The 26,874-nt window shown below is 73.2% G+C and carries 23 protein-coding genes; 10 read left to right on the top strand and 13 right to left on the bottom strand.

Annotation, left to right across the window (positions count from 1 at the left end; all coding sequences use genetic code 11):
• Positions 1-69 precede the first annotated feature (69 nt).
• Positions 70-3,198 carry a coiled-coil domain-containing protein gene (locus DFJ69_RS08365; RefSeq protein ID WP_147312244.1) on the bottom strand — a complete coding sequence of 1,043 codons (3,129 nt, stop codon included), beginning with the start codon at positions 3,196-3,198 and terminating at the stop codon, positions 70-72.
• A 218-nt stretch (positions 3,199-3,416) separates the two neighbouring features.
• Positions 3,417-3,803 carry a DoxX family protein gene (locus DFJ69_RS08360; protein WP_116021947.1) on the bottom strand — a complete coding sequence of 129 codons (387 nt, stop codon included), beginning with the start codon at positions 3,801-3,803 and terminating at the stop codon, positions 3,417-3,419.
• 191 nt (positions 3,804-3,994) lie between these two features.
• On the opposite strand from DFJ69_RS08360, the gene DFJ69_RS08355 reads away from it, so the two are divergent.
• Both DFJ69_RS08355 and DFJ69_RS08350 read left to right on the top strand, forming a co-directional pair.
• Positions 3,995-5,617 (top strand): AMP-binding protein, encoded by a 1,623-nt coding sequence (locus DFJ69_RS08355; RefSeq protein WP_116021946.1) that lies wholly within the window; start codon positions 3,995-3,997, stop codon positions 5,615-5,617.
• Between the two features lie 14 nt (positions 5,618-5,631).
• The gene (locus DFJ69_RS08350; protein ID WP_116026491.1) at positions 5,632-7,296 is read left to right on the top strand and encodes an AMP-binding protein; all 1,665 of its coding nucleotides are present in this window, start codon (positions 5,632-5,634) and stop codon (positions 7,294-7,296) included.
• A gap of 11 nt (positions 7,297-7,307) precedes the next feature.
• Here DFJ69_RS08350 and csrA read toward each other — a convergent pair whose 3' ends face one another.
• The 6 genes from csrA to DFJ69_RS08320 form a co-directional block, all read right to left on the bottom strand.
• Positions 7,308-7,517 carry a carbon storage regulator CsrA gene (gene csrA, locus DFJ69_RS08345; RefSeq protein WP_116021945.1) on the bottom strand — a complete coding sequence of 70 codons (210 nt, stop codon included), beginning with the start codon at positions 7,515-7,517 and terminating at the stop codon, positions 7,308-7,310.
• Between the two features lie 132 nt (positions 7,518-7,649).
• On the bottom strand, positions 7,650-8,087 hold the full coding sequence (locus tag DFJ69_RS08340; RefSeq protein WP_245974163.1) for a nuclear transport factor 2 family protein: 438 nt from the start codon (positions 8,085-8,087) through the stop codon (positions 7,650-7,652).
• An 87-nt stretch (positions 8,088-8,174) separates the two neighbouring features.
• Positions 8,175-8,558, bottom strand: a complete 384-nt coding sequence (locus DFJ69_RS08335; RefSeq protein WP_116021944.1) for a VOC family protein — start codon at positions 8,556-8,558, stop codon at positions 8,175-8,177.
• Positions 8,559-8,668: 110 nt separating this feature from the next.
• Entirely contained in the window at positions 8,669-8,887 is a 219-nt protein-coding gene (locus DFJ69_RS08330) for an acyl-CoA carboxylase epsilon subunit (protein WP_116021943.1), read from the bottom strand.
• Positions 8,884-10,470 (bottom strand): acyl-CoA carboxylase subunit beta, encoded by a 1,587-nt coding sequence (locus tag DFJ69_RS08325; RefSeq protein WP_116021942.1) that lies wholly within the window; start codon positions 10,468-10,470, stop codon positions 8,884-8,886. Before DFJ69_RS08325 ends, DFJ69_RS08330 begins: the two co-directional genes overlap by 4 nt.
• Positions 10,471-10,499: 29 nt before the next feature.
• Positions 10,500-11,408, bottom strand: a complete 909-nt coding sequence (locus DFJ69_RS08320) for an MBL fold metallo-hydrolase (RefSeq protein ID WP_211328549.1) — start codon at positions 11,406-11,408, stop codon at positions 10,500-10,502.
• A 194-nt stretch (positions 11,409-11,602) separates the two neighbouring features.
• On the opposite strand from DFJ69_RS08320, the gene DFJ69_RS08315 reads away from it, so the two are divergent.
• The 4 genes from DFJ69_RS08315 (at position 11,603) to DFJ69_RS08300 (ending at position 16,384) form a co-directional block, all read left to right on the top strand.
• Positions 11,603-13,441 (top strand): flavin reductase, encoded by a 1,839-nt coding sequence (locus DFJ69_RS08315; protein WP_116021941.1) that lies wholly within the window; start codon positions 11,603-11,605, stop codon positions 13,439-13,441.
• A 135-nt stretch (positions 13,442-13,576) separates the two neighbouring features.
• The gene (locus tag DFJ69_RS08310; protein WP_116021940.1) at positions 13,577-14,359 is read left to right on the top strand and encodes an AfsR/SARP family transcriptional regulator; all 783 of its coding nucleotides are present in this window, start codon (positions 13,577-13,579) and stop codon (positions 14,357-14,359) included.
• Between the two features lie 134 nt (positions 14,360-14,493).
• The gene (locus DFJ69_RS08305; protein ID WP_116021939.1) at positions 14,494-15,480 is read left to right on the top strand and encodes a DUF6081 family protein; all 987 of its coding nucleotides are present in this window, start codon (positions 14,494-14,496) and stop codon (positions 15,478-15,480) included.
• 37 nt (positions 15,481-15,517) lie between these two features.
• Complete coding sequence (locus DFJ69_RS08300) at positions 15,518-16,384, top strand: nitroreductase/quinone reductase family protein (RefSeq protein WP_116021938.1); 867 nt, start codon at positions 15,518-15,520, stop codon at positions 16,382-16,384.
• 10 nt (positions 16,385-16,394) lie between these two features.
• Here the strand turns inward: DFJ69_RS08300 and DFJ69_RS08295 are convergent, their stop codons facing one another.
• Positions 16,395-17,465, bottom strand: a complete 1,071-nt coding sequence (locus DFJ69_RS08295) for an aldo/keto reductase (RefSeq protein WP_245974161.1) — start codon at positions 17,463-17,465, stop codon at positions 16,395-16,397.
• A 70-nt stretch (positions 17,466-17,535) separates the two neighbouring features.
• A complete protein-coding gene (locus DFJ69_RS08290) occupies positions 17,536-18,627 on the bottom strand; it encodes a DUF6081 family protein (RefSeq protein WP_116021937.1) in 1,092 nt (363 codons plus the stop codon).
• 201 nt (positions 18,628-18,828) lie between these two features.
• On the opposite strand from DFJ69_RS08290, the gene DFJ69_RS08285 reads away from it, so the two are divergent.
• The 3 genes from DFJ69_RS08285 to DFJ69_RS08275 are packed head-to-tail and all read left to right on the top strand — an operon-like array spanning position 18,829 to position 21,462.
• Entirely contained in the window at positions 18,829-19,743 is a 915-nt protein-coding gene (locus DFJ69_RS08285; protein ID WP_211328548.1) for a pseudouridine-5'-phosphate glycosidase, read from the top strand.
• A gap of 1 nt (position 19,744) precedes the next feature.
• Entirely contained in the window at positions 19,745-20,452 is a 708-nt protein-coding gene (locus tag DFJ69_RS08280) for an HAD family hydrolase (protein ID WP_116021935.1), read from the top strand.
• Positions 20,449-21,462, top strand: coding sequence for a DUF6081 family protein (locus DFJ69_RS08275; protein WP_116021934.1), 1,014 nt, complete (start codon positions 20,449-20,451; stop codon positions 21,460-21,462). The genes DFJ69_RS08280 and DFJ69_RS08275 overlap by 4 nt, the downstream gene beginning before the upstream one ends.
• 77 nt (positions 21,463-21,539) lie before the next feature.
• Here DFJ69_RS08275 and DFJ69_RS08270 read toward each other — a convergent pair whose 3' ends face one another.
• From DFJ69_RS08270 to DFJ69_RS08260, 3 genes are all read right to left on the bottom strand, one after another.
• A complete protein-coding gene (locus DFJ69_RS08270) occupies positions 21,540-22,682 on the bottom strand; it encodes an acyl-CoA dehydrogenase family protein (RefSeq protein ID WP_116021933.1) in 1,143 nt (380 codons plus the stop codon).
• Between the two features lie 128 nt (positions 22,683-22,810).
• Positions 22,811-24,646 carry an asparagine synthase (glutamine-hydrolyzing) gene (gene asnB, locus DFJ69_RS08265; RefSeq protein WP_116021932.1) on the bottom strand — a complete coding sequence of 612 codons (1,836 nt, stop codon included), beginning with the start codon at positions 24,644-24,646 and terminating at the stop codon, positions 22,811-22,813.
• Between the two features lie 138 nt (positions 24,647-24,784).
• Positions 24,785-26,239, bottom strand: a complete 1,455-nt coding sequence (locus DFJ69_RS08260) for an MFS transporter (RefSeq protein ID WP_116021931.1) — start codon at positions 26,237-26,239, stop codon at positions 24,785-24,787.
• 86 nt (positions 26,240-26,325) lie between these two features.
• On the opposite strand from DFJ69_RS08260, the gene DFJ69_RS08255 reads away from it, so the two are divergent.
• Complete coding sequence (locus tag DFJ69_RS08255; RefSeq protein WP_116021930.1) at positions 26,326-26,802, top strand: MarR family winged helix-turn-helix transcriptional regulator; 477 nt, start codon at positions 26,326-26,328, stop codon at positions 26,800-26,802.
• Positions 26,803-26,874: the final 72 nt, after the last annotated feature.

Genomic DNA, 26,874 nt, shown 5'->3' with positions numbered 1-26,874 from the left:
CGAGCGGTGGTCACCCGGCTGCGTCAACCCCGCCCGAACCGCCCGCCCCCGAGCCCAAACCCCCTGCCCTCACCTCCGGCCTCCCTCACCGTCCTCCGGAACGCCCTCGCCCCCCGCCCCCTCCGCCCCGGCCACCCGCACGTCCTCATCGGAGCGAACGACACCCTCCCCAGCCCCCAACTTCATGGGCCGCTCGGCACCCTCGCCCATCGCGCCGTCCACCAAGGGCACGTCGGCGGCCCTCACGCCTCGGGCAACCACAGCGCCGTCCCCGCTACCGACCTCCGACCTCGCCGGTGACTCGTCGGCTGCGGGCTCCGATGTCAGGCCGAGGGGCCGCGTGGCGTCCTCGGGCCCGTGGGTGGCGTCATGCCCCGAGGGCGTGTCGGGGGCGGAGGGAGCCGTGGTGTCGTCCGTGGTGTGGGTGTTCGGGCTTGCCGGTGGCTCGTCGGCTGTGGGCCCCGGCACCAGGCCGAGTGGCCGCGTGGCGTGCTCGGGCCCGTGAGTTGTGTCGTCCGGCGGGGGTGTGTCGGGGGCGGTTGCGGCGGTGGTGTCGTCCGTGGTGTGGGTGTTGGGGCTTGCCGGTGGCTCGTCGGCTGTGGGCCCCGGCACCAGGCCGAGTGGCCGCGTGGCGTCCTCCGGTCCGTGGGGCGCGTCGTTCGCCGAGGGTGTGCCGGAGGGGGTGGGGGCGAGGGAAGCCCTTGTGGCGTGGGGGGTGCTGGTGGCCGGGCTCGGATGCGGCTCGTCGGCTGGGGCCTCGGACGGCGGATCGAGGGGTGGTGTTGCGTCGTCCGTTGAGGGGGCGTCGGGGGCTCGTTCGGTGGGTGGCAGGGCGAGGGGTCGCGTTGCGTCGGCGATTGGGGGTGGGCTGGTGTTCGGTTCCGTGGAGGGGGCGGCGGCGGTCGCGTCGGGGGCTTGGCTTGCGGGGTGTTGGAGGGGGGTGGCGGGCGGCGGGGTGGTCTCGTCGTCCGGGTTGGCGGCGGGGGTCGGCGTGGGGGGTGGGGCGACCGGGTGCGTGGCGTCGTCGGGGGGGAGGGGGGTGGTGAGGATGTGGCAGAGGGAGGGGGCGGTGGTGAGGCAGCGGGAGAACGTGGTGTGGGCGTGGTGGTCTGTGGCGGTGGTCTGGAGGGTGGGGGGGAGGGAGTCCGGGGTGTGGTCGGGGTGGGTTTCCGTGAAGGGTGGGGGGGTGCCGTGGGCGTCGGCTATGAGGAGCCAGCGGTGGGTGCGGGTGGCGCCGATGAGGAGGTCGGCGTCGGGGAGGCGGTCGGCGGCCAGGGCGATGAGGGTGTCGAAGACGGCGCCGCGGGCGTAGGGGCCCTGGCCGAAGCCGAGGGGGGTGGCGTGGACGAGGTCGGCGTTCTCCAGGACGGCGGAGAGATCCTCGATGCGGGCCATGGCGTCGGCGCGGTGTCCGGTCAGGAGGTCCGGCGGGGAGTCGGCGGGGTCGGCGCCGCAGATCTCGTGGACGTGGCGGCGGGAGCGTTCCGCCGCATCGGTGAAGGACCGGAGCTCGGCCTTGATGTCGGCGATGCGGGTGGCGCGGTCGGTGCGGTGGAGCTCCAGCTCGGCTTCCAGGGAGGCCAGGCGGTCGCGGGCGGCGGCGGCCTCGGTGTCGGCGTGCTCGACCTCGGCGGCGGCCTCTTCCTCGGCGGTGCGGGCGGCGGCGGCCAGGGACTCGGCCTCGGCGGCGGCCTGACCGGCCTGGCGGGCGGCGGTGGCGGTCTGGGTGGCGTGGTCGACGGCCTCGGCGGCCCCGTGGGCCAGGCGTCGGAACTCGGCGTGGGCGGTGTCGCGATCGGCGGACAGGGCGGCCGACTGCTCGCCGAGCCGCTGTTGCGCGGCGGCGAGAGCGGTCATCTCGTGCTCGGCGTCGACGATGAACTTGTGCAGCCCCGCGCGCAGTGACTCGGCCTGCTGGTGCGCGTGCACGGCCTGCTGGGCGGCCGCGGCGGCCTCGTCGGCCTCGCGTCTGCGGGCCTTGAGGATCTGGCGCGCCTCGTCGGCCTCCGGGTTGGGCGCCACGTGCAGGCGCTGGCCCCAGCTCATCGTGCGGCGCTGGGCGGCCAGCGCCGATTCGGCGGCGGCCAGCCGGTAGTAGCTGGCGTGGCCCTCGGCGGTGGCGTCGGCGGCGGTCACCGCGAGCTGCTCAGTGTCGCGGGTGGCCTCCGGAAGGGTGGCCGTGGCGCGGGCGAGCTCGTCGCCGAGGGCGGCCTCGCGATCCCGGGCGGCCTGCAGCTCCTGCTCACAGCCGGCGACGCGCCGGGTCAGGTCGTCGTGGCGGGCCCCGGCGTCGTCGGCGGCGCGGTTGCGTTCGTCGGCGTCCCGCGCGGCGGCGTCCGCGGTCCCCTGAAGGTCCTGCCAGGACTCCTGCGCGCGGGCGGCCTCGTCGGCGGTCCGCCGCCGCTCGTCGTCGGCGAGCTCCAGGCGCAGGCGGGCCTCGGCGGCCCGTCGGTCGGCGTCCTCGATCCGGTGCCCGGCGGCCTCGATCTCCTCGACGAGCCGTTGCTCGTTCGCGGCCAGCTCGGCGCGGAGGCGTTCGGCGTGGCCGCGCAGGTCGTCCAGGGCGGCGAGGTCGCGCGGCCACTGTTCGAGCCACAACAGCTCCCGGCGCAGCCGCCGCAGCTCGCCGAGCGTGTCGGGCTCGTCGGGGTCCTCGGACGGCTCGCCCCGGACGACGCGGACGTCCGGCGACGCGCGCAGCGCCTCCAGCAGGGCCTCGGCCGTCGCCGGGGTGGGCGACAGCAGCAGCGCGCGCCTCCCCTCGGCGGCGAGCCGGCGAACGATCTCGGCCAGCACCGCCGTCCGTTCGGGCCCGTCCTCCGCCTGGATCAGACAGGTGTTCGGGGTGCCCACGGCGGCCGCAACGATCTCGTCGGGGGAGGACTCGACCGGCTGCAGGTCCTCGGGCTCGGGATCCGGCGGCGCGGGCGTGGCGAGACCGAGCCGGTAGTCCTCATAGAAATGGGTGCGCGGGTCGGAGGCGTCGGGCGTCCCGCCGGACGGCCGGGCGCGCCGGACCAGCTCGGCGGGATCGACCAGCAGCCGGGACAGGTCGTCCCAGCTCCCGGCGACGCGTTCGTCCAGCAGCGCGCGGACGGCCTCCAGCCTCGGCGCGGAGACCGTCCCCGAGGAGCCCGCCGGTGGGCCGGCCTCCTCCAGCAGCTCGTACAGTCGGGCCAAGGGCAGGTAGGCGCTCATCAGGCGCTCGCGGAGCGGTGGCAGCGGGCCCGGTGTGCGCGGTCGCGGGCCGCCGCCGGCCGGCCCCTCGGGTTGTGCTGGGTGCTGCGCCGTCTCCATGGTTCCCCTCGGCCGCGGGTCGCCTTCGAGTCTCCCGTTCCCGCTGTGTTCAGCGTCTCACGCCGGGCCGCCGTCACCGAAGAAAGATCACCGAGAACGTTCCGGGCGACCTGGGACGTTCAGGCCCGCTTCTCCGAGGCGGTGCCCGCCGCACGGGCGACCCGCAGCGCCCACAGGAAGAGCGGCCCCTGGATCGGGAGCCTGCCGTAGGCGACGGCGCGCAGCGGCAGCGACCGCTTCCGCCAGTCCCATGCCATCTTGACGTTCCCCGGGAACACGGCCACGATCAGCCCCGCCGCGGCCAGCGCGCCGGTCCGCCGGGTGCGCGGATGGGCCACCGCGGCGGCGCACGCCAACTCGGCGACGCCGCTGCCATGGGTCCAGGTGCGGGCCCGACCCGGCAGCCACCGGGGGATCAGCGCGTCGAACTGCCGTGGCGCCAGGAAATGCGCCGTCCCCATGCCGGCCAGCAAGGCCACCAGTCCGCGTGTCGCCCTGTCGCTCATCGCCCCTCCTCGCCGCCGACCGGCGGCATTCATGAACACCGATATATCTCTATAGCCGGTCAGGGTCGCGAAGGACAGCCCGGGGGTATCGTCGCGACGGGAGCGAGGGTGGGACGACGCGGGGCCGCGACGCCCGCGGCGCCGGTCTCGCCCCACGCCACGGTTCGGCTCACGTTCGGGAGGCGTCGCGCATGGCCACCGCAGTCAGCTACGCGTCGGGCACGTCCGGAACCCCGCTGCTGGGGGACAGCATCGGGGCCGACTTCGATCGGACCGTCCGCCGGCACCCCGACCGCGACGCGCTGATCGAGCACCGGACCGGACGCCGCTGGACGTACACGGAGATGGCGGCCGAGGTGAACGCGCTCGCGCTGGGGCTCCACCGCGCCGGGGTCGGCAAGGGCGACCGGGTCGGCGTCTGGGCCCCCAACTGCGCGGAGTGGACGTTCACCCAGTACGCGACCGCGAAACTCGGGGCCGTTCTCGTCACCATCAATCCCGCGTATCGCGTCCACGAACTCGAATACGTGCTGACACGGGCGGGCATTCGCACCCTGGTCGCCGTGCCGGCGTTCAAGACCTCCGACTACGCCGCGATGATCGAGGAGGTACGGCCGCAATGCCCGGACCTGCGTGACGTCCTGCTCATCGGGAGCCGAGAATGGGAACGCCTCATCGAGGACGGTCGTGACGCGGACATCGCCGTTCTGGACGAGATCGCCGCCACCCTCGGCATGGACGACCCGATCAACATCCAGTACACGTCCGGCACCACCGGATTCCCCAAGGGCGCCACGCTCTCGCACCACAACATCCTGAACAACGGCTTCTTCGTCGGCGAACTCTGCGGCTACACCGAAGAGGACCGGATCTGCATCCCCGTGCCGTTCTACCACTGCTTCGGAATGGTGATGGGCAACCTCGCCGCCACCTCTCACGGGGCCTGCATGGTGATCCCCGCGCCGGCGTTCGACCCGTCCGCCACGCTCGAGGCGGTCGCCGCGCACCACTGCACCTCGCTGTACGGGGTGCCCACGATGTTCATCGCCCTGCTGAACGACCCGGGCCTCGCGTCCGCCGACCTGACCGCCCTGCGCACCGGGATCATGGCGGGCTCGCCCTGCCCGGTCGAGGTGATGAAGCAGGTCATCGACCGGATGGGCATGCGCGAGGTGACCATCTGCTACGGCATGACGGAGACCTCGCCGGTGTCCACCCAGACCCGCGCCGACGACTCCCTGGAGCGCCGGGTGTCGACCGTCGGCCGGGTCCACCCGCACCTGGAGATCAAGATCGTCGACCCGGCCACCGGGGTCACCGTCCCGCGCGGGACGCCCGGCGAGTTCTGCACCCGGGGCTATTCGGTGATGCTGGGCTATTGGGCGCAGCCGGAGAAGACGGCCGAGGTCATCGACGACGCCCGCTGGATGCACACCGGGGACCTGGCCGTCATGGACGAGGACGGCCATGTGAGCATCACCGGCCGCATCAAGGACCTGGTCATCCGGGCCGGCGAGAACATCTATCCCCGGGAGATCGAGGAATTCCTCTACACCCATCCCGACATCGTGGACGCCCAGGTGATCGGGGTCCCCGACACCGTTTACGGCGAGGAGCTGATGGCCTGGGTGAAACTGCGCGAGGGGGCCGCCGAGCTGACCGTTTCCGCGCTCCGGGAATTCTGCTCCGGCAGGCTCGCGCATTACAAGATCCCCCGTCATCTCCATTTGGTCGACGAGTTCCCCATGACCGTCACGGGGAAGATCCGTAAGGTGGAGATGCGCGAGCGTTCCGTGGAACTGCTCGGCCCGTGACCACGGAGGAGACCATGGAGACGTTCCGCGCCGCCCGCGACTTCCTGCTGAAGCACCGCGAGGACCACGCCACCGCGTACCGCGACTTCCGGTGGCCCGCACCGGACGAGTTCAACTGGGCGCTGGACTGGTTCGACGAGATCGCCCGCGGCAACGACCGCACCGCCCTGTGGATCGTGGAGGAGGACGGCCGTGAGGGGCGCTGGTCGTTCGCCGAGGTGTCGGAGCGTTCGTCACGCGTCGCCAACTGGCTGCGGGAGGACCTCGGCGTCCGCCGGGGCGACCGGATCGTCCTCATGCTCGGCAACCGGCGGGAGCTGTGGGAGATCACGCTGGCCGCGATGAAGCTGGGCGCCGTGGTGATCCCCGCGACGACCCTGCTCACCCCCGCCGACCTGCGCGACCGGGTGGACCGGGGGCGGGCCCGACACGTGGTCGCCGACGCCTCGCACACCGACGGGTTCGCGGACGTCCCCGGCGACTACACCCGTGTCGTCGTGGGCGGCGAGGCGGTGGGCTGGCACCCGTACACCGACGCCGACCACGCCCGCCCCGACTTCGTCCCCGACGGGCCGACGAAGGCCACCGACCCGCTGCTCCTCTACTTCACCTCGGGCACCACGGCCAAGCCCAAGCTGGTCGAGCACACCCACGCGTCCTATCCGATCGGGCACCTGTCCACCATGTACTGGATCGGGCTCGAACCCGGCGACGTGCACCTCAACATCTCCTCGCCCGGCTGGGCCAAGCACGCCTGGAGCAACGTCTTCGCCCCCTGGAACGCCGAGGCGACGGTGTTCGTCCACAACCACACCCGCTTCGACGCCGGCCGGCTCCTCGACGCGATGGAACGCTGCGGGGTCACGTCCTTCTGCGCCCCGCCGACGGTCTGGCGGATGCTCATCCAGGCCGACCTGTCGCGACTCGCCACCCCGCCGCGCAAGGTGGTGGGCGCGGGCGAGCCGCTCAACCCCGAGGTCATCGAGCGGGTCCGCGCGGCCTGGGGGGTGACGATCCGGGACGGCTTCGGCCAGACCGAGACCACCGTGCAGATCGCCAACACGCCGGGGCAGACCGTCAAGCCGGGCTCCATGGGCCGTCCCGTCCCCGGCTACGCCGTCGAACTCATCGACCCGCTCACCGGCGAGCCCGCCTCGGAGGGCGAGATCTGCCTCGACCTGTCCCGTCGCCCCCTCGGCCTCATGGTCGGCTACCACGGCGACGCCGAACGCACCGCCGAGGTGATGCGGGACGGCCGCTACCACACCGGCGACATCGCCTCACGGGACGAGGACGGCCATTTCACCTACGTGGGCCGCGCCGACGACGTCTTCAAGGCGTCCGACTACCGGATCTCCCCGTTCGAGTTGGAGAGCGTCCTCATCGAGCACGACGCCGTGGCCGAGGCCGCGGTCGTCCCCGCCCCCGATCCGGTGCGACTCGCCGTGCCGAAGGCGTACGTGGCCCTCGCGCCCGGTTGGGAGCCGAACGAGGAGACCGCGGCGGCCATCCTCCGGCACGCCCGCGCCGGCCTCGCGCCCTACAAGCGCGTCCGCCGGGTGGAGTTCGCCGACCTCCCGAAGACCGTCTCGGGCAAGATCCGCCGTGTCGAACTCCGCGCCCGCGCCGCCGACCCGACGGCCCCGTCCGTCGAGTACCGCGAGGAGGATCTCGCCTGACGGGCGCTCGGTCAGCCGCGACCGTCCGCCGGGGGCGCGTCGTCCGGGCGCCGGGCGCCGTGCCCGTTGAGCCGCACCCAGACCTCCTCCCGGAAGACGTGCAGCGACCGGGGCGCCTCGATCCCCAGCCGCACCGAGTCGCCGGTGACCTGCAGCACCTGCACCACGATGTCGTCACCGAGCATGATCTTTTCGCCTGACTTGCGGGTGAGCACGAGCACGGTGCCTTCTCCTTGACCGGCGGGGAACGGTCGCGACACCCGGTCCCTGGGACGAACGGGAGCCTCATTCAACTGGATTCCGCCGCACCGCGCCCCAAAAAGACGCGGTCCCCCGCCGGTCGGGAGGGACGGTCACCCGTCGCCGGGGAGCTGATCGTGGCTGACCCGGCGGGAACGGTTCCGGAGGCGGCCGTCCACGAGGTCGAGCACGTCGTGGATCACGCAACTCGGCGCGATCTCCGGCTTGCCGCCCGGCCGCGTGGTCACCACCAGGACGTACGCGGTCGAGCCGATGCCGCCGTCGGGCCGCCACTCCAGGGCGACGTGGTTGAACCAGTGGCGGCGCTGGACCGGGTCGTCGGCGAACCGCTCGTGGAACTCGACGAGCACGTCCACGATCTCCGCCGGGGACCGGGCGGGCTCGGCGGTCGGCGAGTGCTGGAAGAGGCAGTCCTCGGTGAAGGTGGCGGCGTACTCGGCGAAACGCCGGTCGTCGAGGGCCTGCATCTGGTGCGCGTAGAAATGCTGCACTTGAGAATAGACGTCGGGCATGACGGACGTGACGGTCACCGGGGCCTCTCCTTCGGCTCGGCGGCTCGGACCCCTCGACCGTCCCGCACGGACCTCGAGACGGGCTCGAAACCGCCGGGAGCGCGGCTAGCGGTCGCCGTAGGGGCGGGTCATGATCTCCATGGCGTGCCCGCCCGGGTCCCGGAAGTACAGGCCGCGCCCGCCGTCGGCCCGGGTGATCTCGTTCGGCCGTTTGAAGAAGGGGTCGGCGTAGTGCTCGACCCCGGCCTCCCGGAGCCGCCGGAACGCCGCGTCGAACTCCTCCTCGGAGATGAGGAAGGCGTAGTGCTGCGTGGTGATCGACTCGGCGGGGAAGGTGGCGAAGTCGAGGGTGACGCCGTTGTCGATGACCACGGGGATGAAGGGCCCCCATTCGGCCCCGACGTCGAGACCCAGGATGTTCGCCAGGAACTCGGCGGACTCCCGCTTGTCGGGGGACTGGACGATGGTGTGGTTCAACTCGACCGACACGGTGGAACGCCTCCAGGTCTCATCGGTGTCGCGACGTCGTACCGGGATCCGCCTTCGCGGCCCCTCGCATCTACCCCGCCGGTCGTCCGCGCAAACCGACCGCGGGTCCCTCACAGGACCGTTCGCCACGCCGGATGGGGCCGACCGGCCCACCCGCCCGCCGGCCGGTGGGCGGCCCCGGACGAGGTCCACGGCGGCGGACTCCGCGGCGGGCTCGGCGGCGACCCTCCGGCCCGTGCGCGGGCCACGGCCATCAGCACGGTGACGAGCGCGGCGAGTTCGGTCTCGTCGGGCGCGCCGCGCACGATCTCGATGGGCGAGGGGTTCATTGGGGCTGGTTGCCGTGCTTGCGGCTGGGCAGGGCGGCGTGCTTGGAGCGCAGCATCCGCAGCGCCGCGATGAGCCGCAGGCGCGTCTCCGCCGGATCGATGACGTCGTCGACGAGGCCGCGCTCGGCGGCGTGGTAGGGGCCCATCAGATCCTCGCGGTACTGCCGGATGCGTTCGCGGCGGACCCGTTCCGGGTCGTCGGCGGCGGCGATGTCGCGACGGAAGATGACGTTGGCCGCCCCCTCGGCGCCCATCACCGCGATCTCGTTGGTGGGCCAGGCCAGCGACAGGTCGGTGCCGATCGACCGGGAGTCCATGACGATGTAGGCGCCGCCGTACGCCTTGCGCAGGATGACCTGCACCCGGGGCACGGTCGCGTTGCAGTACGCGTAGAGGAGCTTGGCCCCGTGGCGGATGACGCCGCCGTGCTCCTGGGCGACGCCGGGCAGGAACCCGGGGACGTCGACCAACGTGACCAGGGGGATGTTGAAGGCATCGCACATCTGGACGAACCGGGCGGCCTTCTCGCTGGCGTCGATGTCCAGCACGCCCGCCATCGCCAGCGGCTGGTTGGCGACGATCCCGGTGACGTGCCCGCCGAGACGGGTCAGGGCGCAGACGATGTTTCCGGCCCATTCGGCGTGCACCTCCAGGTACTCGCCGTCGTCGACGATCTCCTCGATCACCTCCCGGATGTCGTACGAGCCGCGCGGATCCGGCGGCACCAGGTCCAACAGCCGGTCCACCCGCCGGTGCTCGGGGTCGGCGGAGTCGGTGGCCGGCGGCGTCTGGCGGTTGTTGGCGGGCAGCATCGACAGCAGATACCGGACGTCCTCCAGGCACGACTCCTCGTCGTCGTGGGTGAAGCTCGCCACCCCGGACAACTCGGCGTGCACCTTCGCCCCGCCGAGCGCCTCATGGGTGACGCTCTCCCCGGTGACGGCCGCCACCACGTCCGGCCCGGTGACGTACATCCGGGCCATGTCCGCCACCATGAACGTGAAGTCGGTGAGGGCGGGCGAGTAGGCGGCGCCCCCGGCGCAGGGCCCCAGGATCACGCTGATCTGGGGGATGACGCCGGAGACCCGGACGTTCCGCTGGAAGATCCCGCCGTATCCGGCCAGCGCGGTGACACCCTCCTGGATGCGGGCGCCCGCGCCGTCGCACAGGCCCACGATCGGTGCGCCGGCCGCCTCCGCCAGGTCCATCAGCTTGTGGATCTTCGCGGCGTGGGCCTCGCCGAGCGAGCCTCCGAAGATGCGGAAGTCGTGGGCGTAGGCGAAGACCGTCCGCCCGTGGACCAGGCCCCAGCCCGTCACCACGCCATCGGTGTACGGCCGGTTGTCCTCCAGCCCGAAGCCGGAGGCCCGATGCCGCCGCAGTCCCTCCACCTCCATGAACGACCCGGGATCGAAGAGCAGGTCGAGACGCTCCCGTACGGTGAGCTTCCCCCTGGCCTTCTGCGCGGCGGTCGCCCGCTCGCCGGGGCCGCCGCGCACCCGTTCCTGTAGGGCGGCCAGTTCCCGCGCCCGTTCCCGGAGGCCACGACCCGGTGTCGTCCCCCGCTCGTCGACCAGGCTCATCAACGCCCCTCCGTACCGTAGGTTCCAGGTCACGCGTGGCAGGCGGGGAGCCCGCCGTGGTGTTCGACCATCTCCCCGAACAGCGTCTCGACGTCCAGTGGCGCGCCCGGGGCGGCGCCCCGCTCCTCCGCGTAGGCGCGATGCAGGTTCGGCACCAGCCGTTCGGAGTCCAGCAGCGCGCCGTACGTGCCCAGGTCGGCCTCACGGGCCGCCTGGAGGGGGCTCGAACCGGCGGCGATCCCCGCACGGGCGATCGCCCGCACTCGGCGCAGGTACCCCTCGGTGTCCGTCAGGAGTTCCGGGCCGCCCACCGGGCCGTGCCCCGGCACGACGATCCGGGGGCCGAGCGCGCGCAGCCGTTCCACCGTCCGGAGCGAGCCCGTGATCGAGCCCATCATGCAGAACGGCGTCGCCCCCGCCATGACGAGGTCGCCGGCGAACAGCACCCGTTCCTCCGGTAGCCAGACCACGACATCGCCGGTGGTGTGCGCCGGACCGGTGTGCAGCAGCTCGACCCGCTTGTCGCCGACGTGCAGGGTGAGCCTCTCGTCGAACGTCACCGAGGGCGGGGCGAGGGTGATCTCGCCCCACTCCACCTCGGGCCACAGCCCGGTCAGGTGCAGGCCGACGGCGACCAGCTCGACGCGCGCCCGCGCATGGGAGACGATCACCGCCTCGGGCGCGAACAGGAAGTTGCCGAACGTGTGATCCCCGTGCGAGTGGGTGTTGACCACCAGCCGGGGCGGAGCCGCCGCCACGGTGCGCACCGCGTCCCGCAGCGCCAGGGTCCGCGCCACCGTCGCGGCGGTGTCCACGAGGGCCGTCGCGCCCCTGGAGACGAGCACGCCCGCGTTGCTCAGGCACCAACCGCCGTCGGGCTGGATGTACGCGAAGACGCCGTCCGCCAATTCCTCTATGCGCGGCTGTGTCACGACCATGCGGCGAGCGTTCCGGACCCCTCTCGAAATAGCCTCGAACGCCCTTGGAGCCGCCTTCGAACGGCGTTGCTGTAGTCGGGTTCGACCGGTTCTTGTGGCCATCTCAAGGGCCGCCCGGAACGTTCGACCTCGGCGGCGAAGGGAAATGCCGCCGAACCTGAGAGGGTCCGCCGCGGGCCCGTGGTGGAGGTGTGATGGAGGCTCTGACGCCGGGCGGGCGGGCCGACCTCGTGGTGATCGGTCGCCTGGTCACACCGGAGCGGGTCCGCCCGGGCGCGGCCGTGGTCGCGGGCGGTCGGGTCATCGCCGTGACCGACGTCGAGGACGCGCCCGCGGGCGTGCCGCGCCTCGACGCCGGGGACGGATACGTCCTGCCCGGCCTGATCGACACGCACGTCCACTTCCGCGGCCCGGGGCGGCGGCGCGCGGAGGGCTGGGGCCACGGCAGCCGCGCCGCCGTCGCGGGCGGGGTGACCACCGTCATCGAGATGCCGCACACGGCGCCCCCGCTGCTCGATCCGGACGCGGTCCGCGCCGAGGCCGCCCTGGTGGCGGGCTGCTCGCTGGTCGACTACGCGTTCCACCTGGAGGCCGACCCGCGGCGTCCCGAGCTGCTCGCCCGCCCGGTCCCGGGTGTCGCCGCCGGCGCCGAGGTGCGGGTGCGCCTGGCGGGCCGCCGCGCCGCGTCCACCGTGGTGCGGGATCCGGAGGCCCTGGAACGGATCTTCGCCGCCGCCGCGGCGGGCGACCTCCCGCTCGTCCTGCACACCGAGGACGGCGCGCGGTCGGACGGCGGGTTCGCGGCCCTCGTGATCGGGCTGGTCCGGCGGTACGGCACGCGGACGCATCTGTTGCGGCTGTCGGGGCCGCGGGAGACCGACCTGGTCGCGGTGGCGCAGGCCGCCGGACTGCCGGTGACGTGCGAGCTGACCGGCCACCGCCTGTCGCTCGACGAGGCCGGGACGCGGGGGCGCGACGGGACGGACCGGGACCGGCTGTGGGCGGCCCTGCGCGCGGGTGAGGTCGCGTGCCTGAGCAGCGACCACGCCACGATGCCGCCGTCGCGCGCGGCACGGGAGACGCCGCCGGGGATCCCCGGCGTCCAGGAGCTGGCCACGACGGTGTGGACGGAGATGCGCCGCCGCTGGCCGGATGAGGACACCGACACCGCCGTGCTGCGGCTCGTCGATCACCTCGCGGTCCGGCCCGCCGACCTGTTCCGCCTCCCCGGCAAGGGCAGGCTCGAGGCGGGCGCCGACGCGGACCTCGTCGTGTTCGACCCGGAGGCGCCGTGGACGTTCTCCGCCGGGGACGTGCACGCGGGTTCCGGCTGGTCGGCGTACGAGGGGCGGACGATGGCGGGCCGGGTGCTCACCACGATCCGGGGCGGGGACGTCGTGTGGGACGGCGCGACGCGGACGTTCGGCTCCGCGACCGGCCGCTGGCTCCGCCCGGGGCCGCCGCCGTCGGGTGGCGGGACGCCCGTGCCGGTGCCGGTGCGGCCGGCGGTCCGGAGCTCCCGTGACCGGCGGCCGGGGATCGACGCCGCGACCTTCCGGAACGCGATGGCCCGTCTCGCGGCCCCGCTCACGGTGCTCACCTGCTATGACTCCGAAGGCCGGGAACAGGGGCTGACGGTCAGCGCGGTGGGTGCGCTGTCCCTGAACCCGCCGCTCGTGCTGGTCTGCCTGGACCGCGGCGGCCGGAGCCATGACATCGTCACCAAGGCCGAGGCGCTGTGCCTGCACATCCTGGGGCCCGGCCAGGAGGCCGTCGCCGGGCGGTTCGCCGCCCGGGAGGACCGCTTCCGGGGGATGCGCCTGGCGCACGGGCGCGTGCCGGAACTGGTCGACGTGCCGGTGCGGCTCATCTGCAGCCCCCGGGAACTGCGGGACGGCGGCGACCACACGATCCTGGTCGCGCTGGTCGACGACGTCACGATCGTCGATGACGCGGACGGCGGCCTGGTGTGGCACCGGCGGGCCGTCGCGCACGCGGTCCCGGCCGACGTCCCCGCGCCGGGGCCGGCATAGGAGAAATTCCTACCGGCGAACGTGACAATCACTCTGGGAAGCCCCGAGGGCCGGTGTCACGATGCGAGAGTCTCTGACCGCTGTCATTGACGAAGCGTCAAAAGGTTCCCGACGTCGGACACCTGGAGTCACACGATGGAGATCAAAGTACTCGGACCGCTGACGATCAACGCCAACGGCCGATCGATCGTGCCCAGTGCCGGTAAACCTCGCCAACTGTTGGCCCTGTTGACCCTCCGCATGGGACAGGTGGTCTTCACCCCCACCATGCTGGAGGAACTCTGGGGCGATGAGACGCCGCGCAGTGCCGCGACGACCCTGCAGACCTACATCCTCCATTTGCGCCGAGAGATCGCGAAGGCGCTGCCGGACCGGCCGCGGACGGAGTCCCTTTCCACGCACTTCGGCGGCTACCGTCTCGATCTCCGGGGCGGGCGCCTCGACCTGGCGGAGTTCGACGAGCGCGCGGCGCGCGGCGCGGCGGCGCTGGAACGGGGCGACGCCGCGGGAGCGGCCGAGATCCTGGCCTCCGCGCTCGGGATCTGGAGCGGTCCCGCCCTGGGCAACGTGCCCGTCGGCCGAGTGCTCGAACTGGAGCTGCTCGGCATGGAGGAGGCCAGGATGCGCACGCTGGAGCGGCGGATCGAGGCCGACCTGATGCTGGGACGCCACCGCCACCTGCTGCCCGAGCTGCGGATGCTCGCCGCCGGCCATCCGATGAACGAGAACTTCTGCGCCCAGTTGATGCTGGCCCTCTACCGGTCCGGACACGTCTGGCGGGCGCTGGAGGCGTTCCGGACCCTGCGGGAGACCCTGGTCGAGGAGCTGGGCATCGAACCCTCCCTCCGGCTCCAGCGGCTCCACCAGGCCATGCTGACCGGCAACCCGGACGTGGAGCCCCTCCGCATCGGCGCCTGAGCACCGGCCCGGCGGCCGGGGGCTCCTCCCGGCCGCCGGGCCTTCTCGATCGAGGGCGGAGCGGGATTCGAGCCGGACTCGTGCCGGGTTCCGCAGGATGGGGCCGGTGCCGACGGAACGACCGAGGAGGGCGCATGACCCACGGCGGCCGGGTGGGACGGACGGCTCGGCCGGCCGTCCGAACCCTCTTCCACGACGACTTCCGGGACGGCCTCGACACCGCCGCCCGGTGGCGGCTCCGGCCGCGCGGAGGTCTGGAGCACGGCGACGGGATCGTGCGGTGCTCGTCCGAGGGGCTGACCGTGACGCCCACGGGGACGGACCCGGCGACGGGTCGGCCCGCGTTCGCCGTGACGTACGGCCAGGGCGCTCCCGAGGGCGGGTGGAACGACCACATGAAGTGGGTGGCGCTGACCCGGCACGCGGCCGATGGCGGCGCACCGGGTTTCGACGTCCCGGCCACCGGAGCGCTCACCTGCACGGTGACCCTGTCGGGGGAGCGCCACGGCGTCGAGCGTCACCCGTTCGGCGCGGCCGTCGCCGATCCGCGGGCGGACCCGCGGCTCGGGATGGTGTCCATGGTGATGGTCGATCTCGAGGCCCACCTGGTGTTCGGATTCGCCCTCACCGACTCCGTCGTGTACGCGCTCTACGAGCGTCCGCCCGCGCCGGGCCGCCGCTACGCGTCGTTCGGCTACGCGGTCCCGGTCGCGGACCGGACGGCGGACCGGTGGCACGCCTGCCGGATCCGCGTCGATGAGGGGGGCGGGCGGGTGAGCTGGGTGCTCGACGGCCGGACGGTGCTGACCACCGATCGGCTCGGGCTGCGGGCGTTCGGCCGCGCGGACATGCTGCTCGACCACGGAGGTGCCGAGGAGCGGGTACGGCTGCGCCGGCTCGCCTGCGGATTGGGCCTGTTCACCCTCCTGGACGGGGCCGGGCCGGACGGCGGGGGGCTGGTGCGGCTGGACGCCGCGCCGGACTTCTACCTCGCGCCGCGGGACCCGGGGTCGCGGCCCCAGTCCTTCGTCGACGAACGGAGCCTGCCCGAGAACCGGATCTGGGGGGCCGGCGCCGTCCTGAGGGCGCGCGCGGTTGACATCGTCGAGAGCCCTCACTAGCTTTGCTTTCAAAGCAAACACTGTTGGGAGGACTCCCGTGGGTTGGAACGAACGGGTCATCAAGGAGTTCCGGGAGAACAACGGCAAGGTGGGGGGGCGCTTCGAGGGCGCCCCCCTCCTGCTGTTGACCACCGCCGGCAGGAAGACCGGCAAGCCCCACACCAATCCGGTCATCCACCTCCGGGACGGGGACCGCCATCTCGTGTTCGCCTCCAACGCGGGCTCGGACGAGCACCCCGACTGGTACCACAACCTGGTCGCCGCCCCCCAGGTGACCATCGAGATCGGCACCGACGAGGGGCGCGTCGAGCCCGTCGGCGCCCAGGCGGTCGTCCTGGAGGGCGAGGAGCGCGACCGCTGGTGGGAGCGGCAGTGCGAGATCGACCCGTCGTTCCGCGAGTACGAGAGGCAGACCACCCGCACCATCCCCGTGGTCGCGCTCAACGTGCTCGACCTGTCGGCGGATCCGCAGCGCAGTCGGATGATCGCCGAGCAGCTCGGCAAGCTGCACGCCGGTCTGCGCGCCGAACTGACCGCCGTCCGCGAACGCCTGGACCGGGCCGTCGCCGGCGACGCCGCGTCCGCCGCCGGCCCCGACCTGGTCGAGCAGCTCCGCCGGCACTGCCTCACCTACTGCCACAACCTCCAGATGCACCACATCCGCGAGGACGGGGCGTTCACGGCGTTCGAGCGGCTGTTCCCCGACCTCGCGCCCGTGATCGCCAGGCTCCGCGAGGAGCACGCGACCATCGAGCGGATCCTGGAGGGGTTCGAGGCGTTCCTCGGCCGGGACGGCTCCGACCCCGCCCAGGTCCGCGCCGAGCTGGAACGGGTCGTCGCGGACCTGGAGGCGCACTTCGCCTACGAGGAGGAGCAGCTCCTGGCGGCGACCGAGCACGTGTGACGCGCCACCGTCAGCCGCGCCGTGAGAACACGTCGTCGGTCACGGCGCGGCCGACCGTGCGGCGTCGGTCGTCGACGTCCCGCCACCGGTCGCCGTAGATCAGTCGCGTCATGGCGGGGAAGCGCAGGAACGTGTGCGGGAAGCCCATCGGCACCGCGCTCGCCGCGTCCAGGGCGTCCAGGTGCTCGTCGTCGAGCACGACCTCCACGCTCGCGAGGTTCTGGTCGAGCTGCTCCCGCGAGGTGGCGCCGATCAGCGGGATGACCGTTCCGGGGCGCGTCCGCAGCCAGGCCAGGGCCACCTGCGCGGGCGGCCGTCCGACCGCCTCCGCGACCCTGACGACCTCGCGGACCACGTCGTCGCCGTCGCCGCGCGGGGAGCCCCAGTCGACCCGGTCCAGCCGCCCGGTGCCGCCGTCGAGGTACTTGCCGGTCAGCCGGCCGTCCGCCAGCGGCCCCCAGGCCAGCACCGCCAGGTCGAACGCCAGCGCCATGGGGAGCAGCTCCCGCTCGGCGGTGCGGTCCAACAGGTTGTAACGGAGCTGGAAGCCCACGAACGGCGACCAACCGCGCAGCTCCGCCAAGGTGTTGGCCTGCGCGACCTCCCAGGCGGGCCAGTCCGAGACGCCCACGTAGAGGACCTTGCCCGCGCGCACCTGGTCGTCCAGCGCCCGCATCACCTCCGGCACCGGCGTCAGCGTGTCCCGGGCGTGCACCCACAGGACGTCGAGGTAGTCGGTGCGCAGCCGGCGAAGGCTCGCCTCCAGCGACGCGACCAGGTTCTTGCGATGGTTGCCCGCCGAGTTGGGATCGCCGGGCCTGGTCTGCATCGTGTACTTCGTCGACAGCACGAACGCGTCCCGCCGGCCCGACAGCAGGGCGCCCAGGGCCGTCTCGGCCGTGCCGTTCCCGTACTCGTTCGCCGTGTCGAGCAGGTTGCCGCCCGCCTCGGCGAACCGGTCGAGCAGCCGGGCGCGGGCCGCCGCCGGCAGGCTCCGGTCGTCGCCGAACGTCATCGTGCCGAGCGCCAGCTCCGAGACCCGCACCCCGCTCTTGCCGAGCAGCGTGTACCGCATGGTCATCACCCTCCCTGATGACGAGGAGCCGCCGGCGCCGCGCCGGGGCGCGGCACCGACGGCGCCGGGGCGAGGATCACTCCTCGGTGGTCATCTCGAACAGGCGCTGGTTCAGGATCACGCCCTGGCCCCACAGCCGGTTGGTCGGCAGGCTGCGGGTGTCGAGGAACTCCTGCCGGTGGGGCTCGCCCTTGAGCGGCGCGAAGTAGTGGCCCGGGTCCTTGGCCAACTGCACCAGGCCCCGCTTGTCCCTGTCCTGCGGGCGGCCGGCGCCGTCCAGCAGGTTGCCGGTGCTCAGCAGGCACTGGACGTTGCGCGAGGTGACCTGCTCCTCCGTGCCGCCCTCGTCGATCACCAGGTGCTCACGCGGGAACGCCAGCGTGCCGATGCGGTCGGTGGACAGCACCTTCGTGCCGTTGACCAGCCAGCTCACCCGCTTGCCGCCCTGGTCGTACCTGATCTGCAGGTCGTTGATCTTCCCGGGTCGGGTCTTCGCCACCGGGATGGAGTAGTTGAAGCCGGCGAAGTCGCTGTGCTCGTCCACGCGGAGCCGTTCGTAGACGGCGAAGATCTGCGTGTTGGTCACCGAGAAGTTGGCGACCGAGTGGTTCTCGTGGTCCACCGAGATCAGCGTGGCGCTGGCCAGCCGCGGGTCCGACTGCGGGTCGGAGACGGCCGCGCGGCCGAACGGGTGCCGATCCACCCCCAGCGTCCGCACGCCCATCCTGCTGGTACAGGTGAGCGAGCCCTGCTCCGGCACGGGGAACCCGTTCACCGAGGACTCCCGGGGCTGCGCGAGCCACTTGAGGTGATCGCTCGTGCCGCCGCCCCACTCGGTGGAGTCCTGGCCGTTGGTCGAGGCGAACGCGGGCTCGCCCGTCCGGGGGTTGCGGCCGGTGGGGGTCACCGTCAGCCCGTCGCCGGACGTGATCGCCACGCCGTCGCCATGGGCCAGGGTGCCCGTCGGGGTCTTCGTCGGTTGCAGCATCCACTTGGAGGAGGTGTCGAAGCCGGACGTGAAGTCGTCGCGGAAGAGAACCCTCGTGGTCTCCGCCGGCGCGCTCGGCGCCGCCGCGGCCGTTCCGCCGAACGCGGCGAGGACGACGGTGGCCGCCACGGCCGACACCGCGGTTCCCCGCCTCCCGATGATCGCGACCCTTCCGGTCATGGAATCTCCCTGAGGCGTCGTTGTGCGCACAGGACCGGTCCCTGCGCCGCGCCTCACTGTGGGACGGACGGCTCGATTCCCACTCGAATCCCGCGCCGCGCCGTCCGGACGGGCGCGGCGGTTCGACGGTCGCTCGACCCCTCTTCGAGCCGCCGCGACCAGGGTCGGGGGACGACCGCTCTTCTTCACCAACGGGAAGCGATGGCAATGGATCCGCTCCTTGAAGTCATTGACGAAGTCGCGACGGCGATCGCCGAGCGGCGGCCGGTGGTCGCCCTCGAGTCCTCGCTCGTCGTCGCCGCCCCGTCCGCCGACGTGGCCCTCGACATCGAGAAGTCGGTGCGCGACGCCGGGGCGGTCCCGGCGACGATCGGCATCGCCGACGGACGGCTCAGGGTCGGCATGGAGCCCGCCCTGATCGAACGGCTCCGGAGCGCCGCGTCCGTTCCGAAGGTCAGCGCCCGCGACATCGGGCCGGTCCTCGCGGGCGGTGGCCTGGGCGCGACCACGGTGGCGGGCACGATCGTCATCGCCGAACGCGCGGGCATCGAGGTCTTCGCCACCGCGGGGATCGGCGGCGTCCACCGGCGGGCCCAGGAGACCTTCGACGTCTCCCCGGATCTGCTGCAGTTCACCCGGACCCGCATGGTCGTGGTCTCGGGCGGTTGCAAGAGCATCCTGGACTCGCGGCTGACCGCGGAGTACCTGGAGACGGCGGGTGTCCCCGTGCTCGGGTACGGCACCGACCGGCTGCCGGCGTTCTACGTGCGGGACACCGACCTCCCGATCCGGCGGGTGGACGGGCTCACCGAGGCCGCCCGCGGCGTCCGCGCCCACTGGGAGGTCAACGGCGGGGGGACCGTGCTGCTGACGACCCCGGTCGCCGAGGAGGACGCCCTCGACCGGGACCTGGTCGAGAACGCCATCGAACGCGCCCTCGCCGAGGCCGACGCGGCCGGGGTCACGGGCAACGCGGTCAGCCCGTTCCTGATGCGCGCCGTCTCCGCCGCGACGGAGGGGCGCACCCGGCGGGCCGGGCGGTCGCTGCTGCTGAGCACGGCCCGGGTGGCCGGGGAGTTCGCCGTCGCCCTCACCGCCGCCCGGGACGGGGGCTGAGGTGCCCGCGCCGCCCGCCGCCGGCGCGAAGGGGATCATCTTCGACCTCGACGGCACGCTGGCCGACACCCCGCAGGCGATCACCGCCATCCTGATGAAGATCCTGGCCGACCGGGGCGCCACCCCTGGTGAGGCACGGGTCCGCGCCGTCGTCGGACGCCCGCTGGAGCCCGCCCTCGCCGGGCTCCTGGCGCTCTCCCCGGACCACCCTGTCGTGACGACGGCCGTCGACGACTACAAGCGGCGGTTCCGTGAGCACCTGCGGGATCGGGGGGCCGAGCTGGCCTATCCGGGGGTTCCCGAGGGACTGTCCGCACTGCGCGCCGACGGCCGGCTCCTGGGCATCGCCACGTCGAAGCCCCGAGGCGCCGCCGAACGGATGCTGGGCTTGATGAACGTCGCCGAGGAGTTCCGGGCGGTCGCAGGTCACGACACCGTGCGGCGCGGCAAGCCGGACCCGGAGATGGCCCTGCACGTCGCCGCCGCGCTCGGTCTCGCGCCCGCCGAGTGCGTCGTGGTCGGTGACGGCGTCGGCGACGTCGAGATGGGCGCGGCCGCCGGCATGGAGGTGATCGGCGTGACCTACGGGGTGGCGACCGGCCCCGAACTGCTCGCCGCCGGAGCCGCCCGGACCGCCGGGTCCTTCGCCGAGCTCATGGACCTCCTGCTCCCCACCCCCGCCCTCCGCGACGCGAAGGAGTCACGATGACCTCTGCCCCCCTCCCGTTCACCGACGCGCCGGACGCCGTGGTGCTGTGGCGGGACGACTTCGGCGACGGCCTCCGGACCTCCGGCCCGTCCGCCCGGTGGCGGTTCGTGCAGCCGCGCCCCGACCACGCCGCCGACGACGGGATCGCCCAGATCGACGACGAGGGCCTGCGGCTCTTCTCCAGCGGTCGCCACCCCCGCACCGGGGAGCCCGCGTTCGTCCGGACGGTGCCCGGAGACCGGGACGACCCCGACGCCATGCCCGGGTACGCCGACCACGCGAAGTGGATCGCCTACGCCGCGCACGAGGCCGCCACGGGCTTCCAGGGCTTCGACGCCGAGCCGGGCCGTGTCCTGTCGGGCGAGGCGACGATCTCGGGACGGACCTACGGCACCGGCGGGCATCCGTTCGGGGACGCCGTCGCCGACCCGGACGACGATCTGCGGCTGGCCGGGGCGATGCTGAACACCATCGACCCGGAGACCTCCGTCGCCTTCGACTTCATCCTGACGAACAAGCGGCTGTACGCGTTCTACGGGCGGACGAACTTCGCCCGGGCGCGGCTGGGCCGCTACGCCTCGTTCGCCTGCACCGTTCCGCTCGTGGACCGCTCGCCCGAGGACCGGCACCACGTGAAGATCTCCTATGACCGGGCGGCCGGCGTGGTGCGCTGGATCCTGGACGGGGCCGAGGTGCTGCGCGTCGACCGGATCGGGTACCCGCTCGGCCGCGCCACCCTCACCCTGGACGAGGGCGGCGAGCACACGCTCGTCGAGCCGCGCCAGATCAGCTTCGGGATGGGGATGCTCAGCCTGCTCGACGGCGCCTGGCCCACGGGCAAGGGGCTGGTGCGGCTCTCCACGCGCACCGCCTACTACCGGCCGGGGACGGGGGAGCCGGACCCGCAGACCTTCGTGGACGACGAGAGCCTGGAGTCGAGTCGGCTCTTCGGCCAGGGGGCGGAGCTGCGCATCAGCGACTACGTCGTCAGCAGCGTTCCGGCGCCCTGAGCGCCGGAACACGGACGCGGGCGTGCCACCGGCGGGAGGCACGCCCGCGTCCCCGTCGCGGGATGGACGGCAGGTGATCAGGGCCGGGCGGGCGGTGACGCGGCCTCGGATCGGGCGAGGCTCGCGGCGGCGAACCTGCGGGCGGCCGGCTCCCACTGGAGCACCGCGTGCGCGGCCCCCGCGTTCGCGTCCCGCCAGAACCGCTGGAGATCCTCGTCCCGGTGCAGCGCGCCGGTGCCGCCCGTGCGCATCAGTCGGTTGACCGCGCCGACGAGCAGGTCCACCGCGACGGCCTGGTCGCGCTGGCCGCGCGCCCCGTCCCACTCGTCCTGGAGGCCGCCCCGGTCGGCGTCCCGGGCGACCCGCGACAGCAGCAGCTCCGCCGCGTCGGTCTCGGCGGCGCTGCGGGCCAGGACGAGGTCGAGCGCCCCGCCCGAGCCGGAACGTCGTCGCTTCGCGCTCCGCGACCAGGCCTCCAGCGCGCCGCGCGCGGCTCCCAGCACCGGACCCGCGAAGGTCAGCCCGCCGACGTTGCGGAGCGGGACGGTGAAGCAGCCGGGCGCGGTGCCGGGCTCGCGGCCGGAGAGCAGATCGTCGTTGACGAAGGAGTGCTCCCTCGGCACGAACGTCTCCTCCAGGACCAGGGTGTCGCTGCCGGTCCCGCGCATCCCCACCGTCCGCCAGGTCTCCTCGATCCGGTACGAGGAGCGGGGGACCAGCAGGAAGCGCACCTCCTCCCCGCCTCCTTCCGCCGGCACCCGGGCGGCCAGCAGGGCCCGGTCGGACGCGTGGATCCCGGAGACGTACGGCCAGCGACCCCGCAGGACCCAGCCGCCGGACGCGGCGGTCGCCTCCCCTCCGGGGACGAGCGCCCCGACGACCAGCGCGTCGGGGCCGGCCTCCCAGACCGCCCGTTGCCCGTCCTCCGGCAGGAAGGCGGCGTACCGGCCGAGGGCGGAGGCGATCGCCGCGCACCAGGCGGCGGACGGGTCCTCCCGCCCGACCTCGGCGACCGCCGTGAGGAACGCGTCGAACCCCCCTTCGGCGCCGCCCCAGCGCGCCGGCACGAAGTGGCGGGCGAACCCCGCGTCCCGGATCGCCTCGAAGACCTGGGGGCTGAGACGGCCGTCCCGCTCGGCCTGGAGCGCGTGGGCGGCCGCGCGCTCGGCCACCTCACGCGTCCGCGGTGCCGGACCGGACTCCCGTGGTGTGTCGCTCACGTGCTGATCCCTTCGGGGAACGGCGTGACGTCGCCGCGTTGTGACGGGTGTGGCGCCCAGTCTTCGCCCCGCCGGTCGAACGCCCCTGGATCCGTGCTCGACCTCGCCTCACGTCTTCCCGGGTCACCTCACGGCAGCTCCGGCCGGTGGAGGTCGAGCCAGGTGTGCAGGTCCAGGGCGCGCTCCAGGAAGACGCGTTCGAGTTGGCCGACCTCGGCGGGGTCGGTGTTCACGCGGTCCAGCAGCCAGTCGTGGCCCACCAGGGTGAACACCGGGTCCTGCCGGTCGGCCAGGATCTCCTTCGCCTGCTGCTGCAGCGTCGCGGTGTACCGAGGGTCCTGGATGGACGGGTACGGGCTCTTCCGCCGCTCGGCCACCGACCTCGGGATCACATGCCGGGTGGCCTCGCGGAGCAGGCTCTTCTCCCGTCCGTCGAAGGTCTTGAGGGACCAGGGCGTGTTGTAGACGTACTCGACCAGACGGTGATCGCAGAAGGGCACGCGAACCTCCAGCCCCACGGCCATGCTCATCCGGTCCTTGCGATCGAGCAGCATCCGCACGAAGCGGGTCAGGTGCATGTGGGACAGGGAGCGCATCAGGCGCTCGTCCGCGTCGGTGCCGTCGAGGTGCTCGACCTCGCGCAGCGCACGGGAGTACTCGTCGGCCACGTACTCGGGAAGGGCCAGCTCGGCGTCCAGGCCGGGGTCGAGGAAGGACCGTCCGGGGTTCAGGCCGTACTGATGGAGCCAGGGGAAGGTGCCGCTGTCGCGCGCCTCGCGGTCGTGGAACCAGCGGTAGCCGCCGAACACCTCGTCGGCGGACTCGCCGGACAGCGCCACGGTCGAGTGCTCCCGCAGCGCCGCGAACAGCAGGTACAGCGACGCGTCCAGATCGCCGAAGCCGAGCGGGAGGTCCCGGGCGGCGACGGTGGCCCGCCGCAGCGCGGGGTCGGCCAGCGCGGCCTGGTCGAGCACGATGTCGGTGTGCTCGGAGTCGACGAGCGCCGCCACCTCCCGGACGAACGGCGCGTCGGGCGTCTCCCGGGTGCCGTCCGCCCGGAAGTTCTCCTCCTGCCCGGCGAAGTCGACCGAGAACGTGCGCACCCGCCGGCCGTCGGCGGCCAGGCGGGCGGCGGCCAGGCCGGTGATGGCGCTGGAGTCGAGCCCGCCGGACAGCAGCACGCAGCGCGGCACGTCCGACACGAGCTGGTGGTCGACCGCGTCGGTCAGCAGGTGCCTGATCCGCGCCACCGTCGTGTTCAGGTCGTCGGTGTGCTCGGTGGGGCGCAGCCGCCAGTAGACGCGTTCGCGGAGTCCGTCGGCGGTGACCGTGACCACCGTGCCCGGCCGCACCTCCCGCATGCCCCGCCACACCGCCTGGCCGTGCGCCTTGGTGCCGGAGAACAGCTCCCGCAGGCCGTCCAGGTCCACGGCCTTGCGGACCAGCGGGTGGGCGAGGATCGCCTTGGGCTCGGACCCGAACAGGACGCCGTCCTCGGTGGGGTGGTGGTACAGCGGCTTGACGCCCATCCGGTCACGGATCAGCACCAGCCGTTCGGTGCGGCCGTCCCAGAGGGCGAAGGCGTACATGCCGGTGAGCCGTTCGGCGACCGCGTCGCCCCATTCGAGGTAGCCGCGCAGCACCACCTCGGTGTCGCTGGAGGTGCGGAACCGGTGACCGCGACGGTCCAGCTCCGCGCGCAGTTCGACGTAGTTGTAGACCTCACCGGAGTAGGTGAGGACCACGGGCCCGTCGGGGGTGTCGGCCCGCATCGGCTGCTTGCCGCCGGGCAGGTCGATGACGGCGAGCCGCCGGTGACCGATGGCGACGTGCCGATCCCGCCACGTGCCGCGCTCGTCCGGGCCGCGGCAGGCCATCGTCTCGGTCATCGCGTCGAGGAGGCCCTGGGCCTCCGCGGTGTCCAGGTCGCGACGGAACGCCGCCCAGCCGGTGATGCCGCACATCGCGCTTCCTCTCGTCGTGTCCTCATGCGGGGGAGTCGAGACGGGCGGCGTCGCCGGCCGCCACGGTCGCGGCCGTGTCCCGTCGCAGCCTCCTGCGCGCCGGTCGAACGCGAGTGGACCGCTGCTCGACCCGGGCGGTCAGCGGTCGGCCGCGGTGGCGGCGGCCTTCTCGTCGGCGTCGGGCGCCGGGGCGAAGTCGAGCCGCCCGCCCGGCAGGATGAGCGCGGCCGGGGCGGCGAGCAGGTAGAGCACGATCACCGTGCCCAGCCCTCCGACGACCGACGTCGTCTCCCCGTGGCCGCGCTCGACCAGCTCGAAGTAGACGGTCCCGACGATGGCGATCCCGGCCGCGACGCCGATCTGGATGGCGGTGCTCACCAGTCCGGCGGCGGCGCCCGCGTGGTGCGGGGGGGTCTTGGCCATCACGGTGGAGACGAGGATGCCCGAGGTCATCGACATGCCGAGCCCGGCGATGAGCAGCCCGGGGGCCAGATGCCAGGTGCTCAGGTCGTCGTCGAAGACGAGGATTCCGCCGAGCACCAGGCTCATGCCCGCCGCCATGACCAACGAGCCCGCGACGGCGAGCGGACGTCCGATCGGGCGGGTCCGCGTCGCCAACGGCGTGAACAGGCCCACGCCGACGGCGGCCGGGACCAGCGCGACGGCGGCCTCCAGCGGGCTGAAACCGGCGGCGGACTGCAGATGCACGGTGAGGACCAGCGTGTAGGCGGCCCCCGCGAAGAACAGGATGGAGGCCGACAGTCCGCCGACGGCGGCCCGTAGCCGAAGCAGTCGCGGATCGACGAGAGGCGCGCGACCCTGCCGGACGACGCCGTTCTCGTACCGGACGAGCAGCCAGAGCAGCAGCGGGCAGGCCGCCAGGATCACGAAGATCCACCACGGCCAGCCCAGCACGCGGCCCTCGATGAGCGGGTACAACAGCGCCAGCAGGGCCAGGGTGACCAGGACCAGACCGCCCGCGTCGGCGGAGTCGGCGTGCTCGGCGCGGGACTCCCGGGAGAGCAGCGCGACGCCGATCATCGCGGCGATGCCGATGGGGACGTTGACGAAGAAGATCGGCCGCCAGCCCAGGTCGAACAGGTTCGCGTCGAGGAGGAACCCGCCCACCAGGGGACCGGCGACGCCGCCGGTGGCGAACACCAGCCCGTAGATCGTGGTGGCGCGGGACTGCTCCTCCGGCGGGAACTCGGCGCGCAGCATGGCCAGCACCTGGGGCACCATGAGCGCCGCCGCGGCGCCCTGCGCGACGCGGGCGGCGATCAGCATCTCGGGGCCGGTGGACAGCCCGGCCACCGCCGAGGTGACGACGAACGCGGCCAGGCCGAGTTGGAAGACCCGACGCCGGCCGTACCGGTCGCCCAGCCGGGAGGCGGTGACCATCCCCGACGCGAAGGCGAGGGTGTAGCCGGCCAGCGACCATTCCAGTTGGGCGGAGGACGCGTCCAGGTCGTCGCGGAGGGAGGGCAGCGCGACGGTGATCACCGTGGTGTCGATCAGATCCATCAGCGTCGCCGACATGATCACCACGAAGGCCGCCCAGCGGCGGGGGTTGTACGAGGCCTGATCGGACATGGGGTCGCCCTTCCACGTGTCCGGTAACGTAAAAGACGGCAGAGAAGACTTTGCTTTGAATGCAAAGCTATAAGGGGGGAGTCGGCATGTCAACGCAGGGTCCGGAGGCCGGCCTCAGCACCGATGAGGCGATCAGGGCCATGCTGCTGCTCATGCCGCGCGTCGTCGCCCGGGTCAAGCGCACGCCGCTCCCCGAGCGCCTGCGGCCCCTGAACCTCGCCCCCCGACACCTGTCGCTGCTGGCCTATCTGCTGTTCGACGGGGAGATGACGGTCAACGCGCTCGCCGACCGGCTGGAGGTCGCCCCCACCACGGTCAGCCTGATGGCGAGCGATCTGAGCCGGCAGGGCGTCCTCGAACGGCGCGCCGACCCCCGTGACCGCCGGCGGACCATCGTGGCCATCACCGACGAGCCGGAGACCCGCGCCGCGATCGAGGGCTGGCTCTCCAACGGGGCCGCCGCCTGGCGCACGGCGTTCGCCTCCCTCTCCGGGGAGGAGCGCGCGATGTTCGTGCGGACCGTCCGCGCCTACGAGAGCGCCGCCTCCGACGCCGCCCCCTGAGGTGACGGCGAGCCCCGCTGGAGCGGTGCTCGAGGCGGGGCGGATGTGCTGCTCCCACCCGCCGCCGGCGCA

It is taken from the genome of Thermomonospora umbrina (assembly GCF_003386555.1).
Classification (GTDB): Bacteria; Actinomycetota; Actinomycetes; order Streptosporangiales; family Streptosporangiaceae; genus Thermomonospora; species Thermomonospora umbrina.
This window is presented reverse-complemented; position numbering and strand designations above follow the sequence as displayed.

What these genes read in the sequence shown, in the direction of transcription:
- DFJ69_RS08365 (WP_147312244.1), bottom strand. Translation starts at nt 3,198, where the DNA reads ATGAGCGCCTACCTGCCCTTGGCCCGACTGTACGAGCTGCTGGAGGAG.
- DFJ69_RS08360 (WP_116021947.1), bottom strand. Translation starts at nt 3,803, where the DNA reads ATGAGCGACAGGGCGACACGCGGACTGGTGGCCTTGCTGGCCGGCATG.
- DFJ69_RS08355 (WP_116021946.1), top strand. Translation starts at nt 3,995, where the DNA reads ATGGCCACCGCAGTCAGCTACGCGTCGGGCACGTCCGGAACCCCGCTG.
- DFJ69_RS08350 (WP_116026491.1), top strand. Translation starts at nt 5,632, where the DNA reads ATGGAGACGTTCCGCGCCGCCCGCGACTTCCTGCTGAAGCACCGCGAG.
- DFJ69_RS08330 (WP_116021943.1), bottom strand. Translation starts at nt 8,887, where the DNA reads ATGAACCCCTCGCCCATCGAGATCGTGCGCGGCGCGCCCGACGAGACC.
- DFJ69_RS08325 (WP_116021942.1), bottom strand. Translation starts at nt 10,470, where the DNA reads ATGAGCCTGGTCGACGAGCGGGGGACGACACCGGGTCGTGGCCTCCGG.
- DFJ69_RS08320 (WP_211328549.1), bottom strand. Translation starts at nt 11,408, where the DNA reads ATGGTCGTGACACAGCCGCGCATAGAGGAATTGGCGGACGGCGTCTTC.
- DFJ69_RS08315 (WP_116021941.1), top strand. Translation starts at nt 11,603, where the DNA reads ATGGAGGCTCTGACGCCGGGCGGGCGGGCCGACCTCGTGGTGATCGGT.
- DFJ69_RS08310 (WP_116021940.1), top strand. Translation starts at nt 13,577, where the DNA reads ATGGAGATCAAAGTACTCGGACCGCTGACGATCAACGCCAACGGCCGA.
- DFJ69_RS08305 (WP_116021939.1), top strand. Translation starts at nt 14,494, where the DNA reads ATGACCCACGGCGGCCGGGTGGGACGGACGGCTCGGCCGGCCGTCCGA.
- DFJ69_RS08295 (WP_245974161.1), bottom strand. Translation starts at nt 17,465, where the DNA reads ATGACCATGCGGTACACGCTGCTCGGCAAGAGCGGGGTGCGGGTCTCG.
- DFJ69_RS08290 (WP_116021937.1), bottom strand. Translation starts at nt 18,627, where the DNA reads ATGACCGGAAGGGTCGCGATCATCGGGAGGCGGGGAACCGCGGTGTCG.
- DFJ69_RS08285 (WP_211328548.1), top strand. Translation starts at nt 18,829, where the DNA reads ATGGCAATGGATCCGCTCCTTGAAGTCATTGACGAAGTCGCGACGGCG.
- DFJ69_RS08275 (WP_116021934.1), top strand. Translation starts at nt 20,449, where the DNA reads ATGACCTCTGCCCCCCTCCCGTTCACCGACGCGCCGGACGCCGTGGTG.
- asnB (WP_116021932.1), bottom strand. Translation starts at nt 24,646, where the DNA reads ATGTGCGGCATCACCGGCTGGGCGGCGTTCCGTCGCGACCTGGACACC.
- DFJ69_RS08260 (WP_116021931.1), bottom strand. Translation starts at nt 26,239, where the DNA reads ATGTCCGATCAGGCCTCGTACAACCCCCGCCGCTGGGCGGCCTTCGTG.
- DFJ69_RS08255 (WP_116021930.1), top strand. Translation starts at nt 26,326, where the DNA reads ATGTCAACGCAGGGTCCGGAGGCCGGCCTCAGCACCGATGAGGCGATC.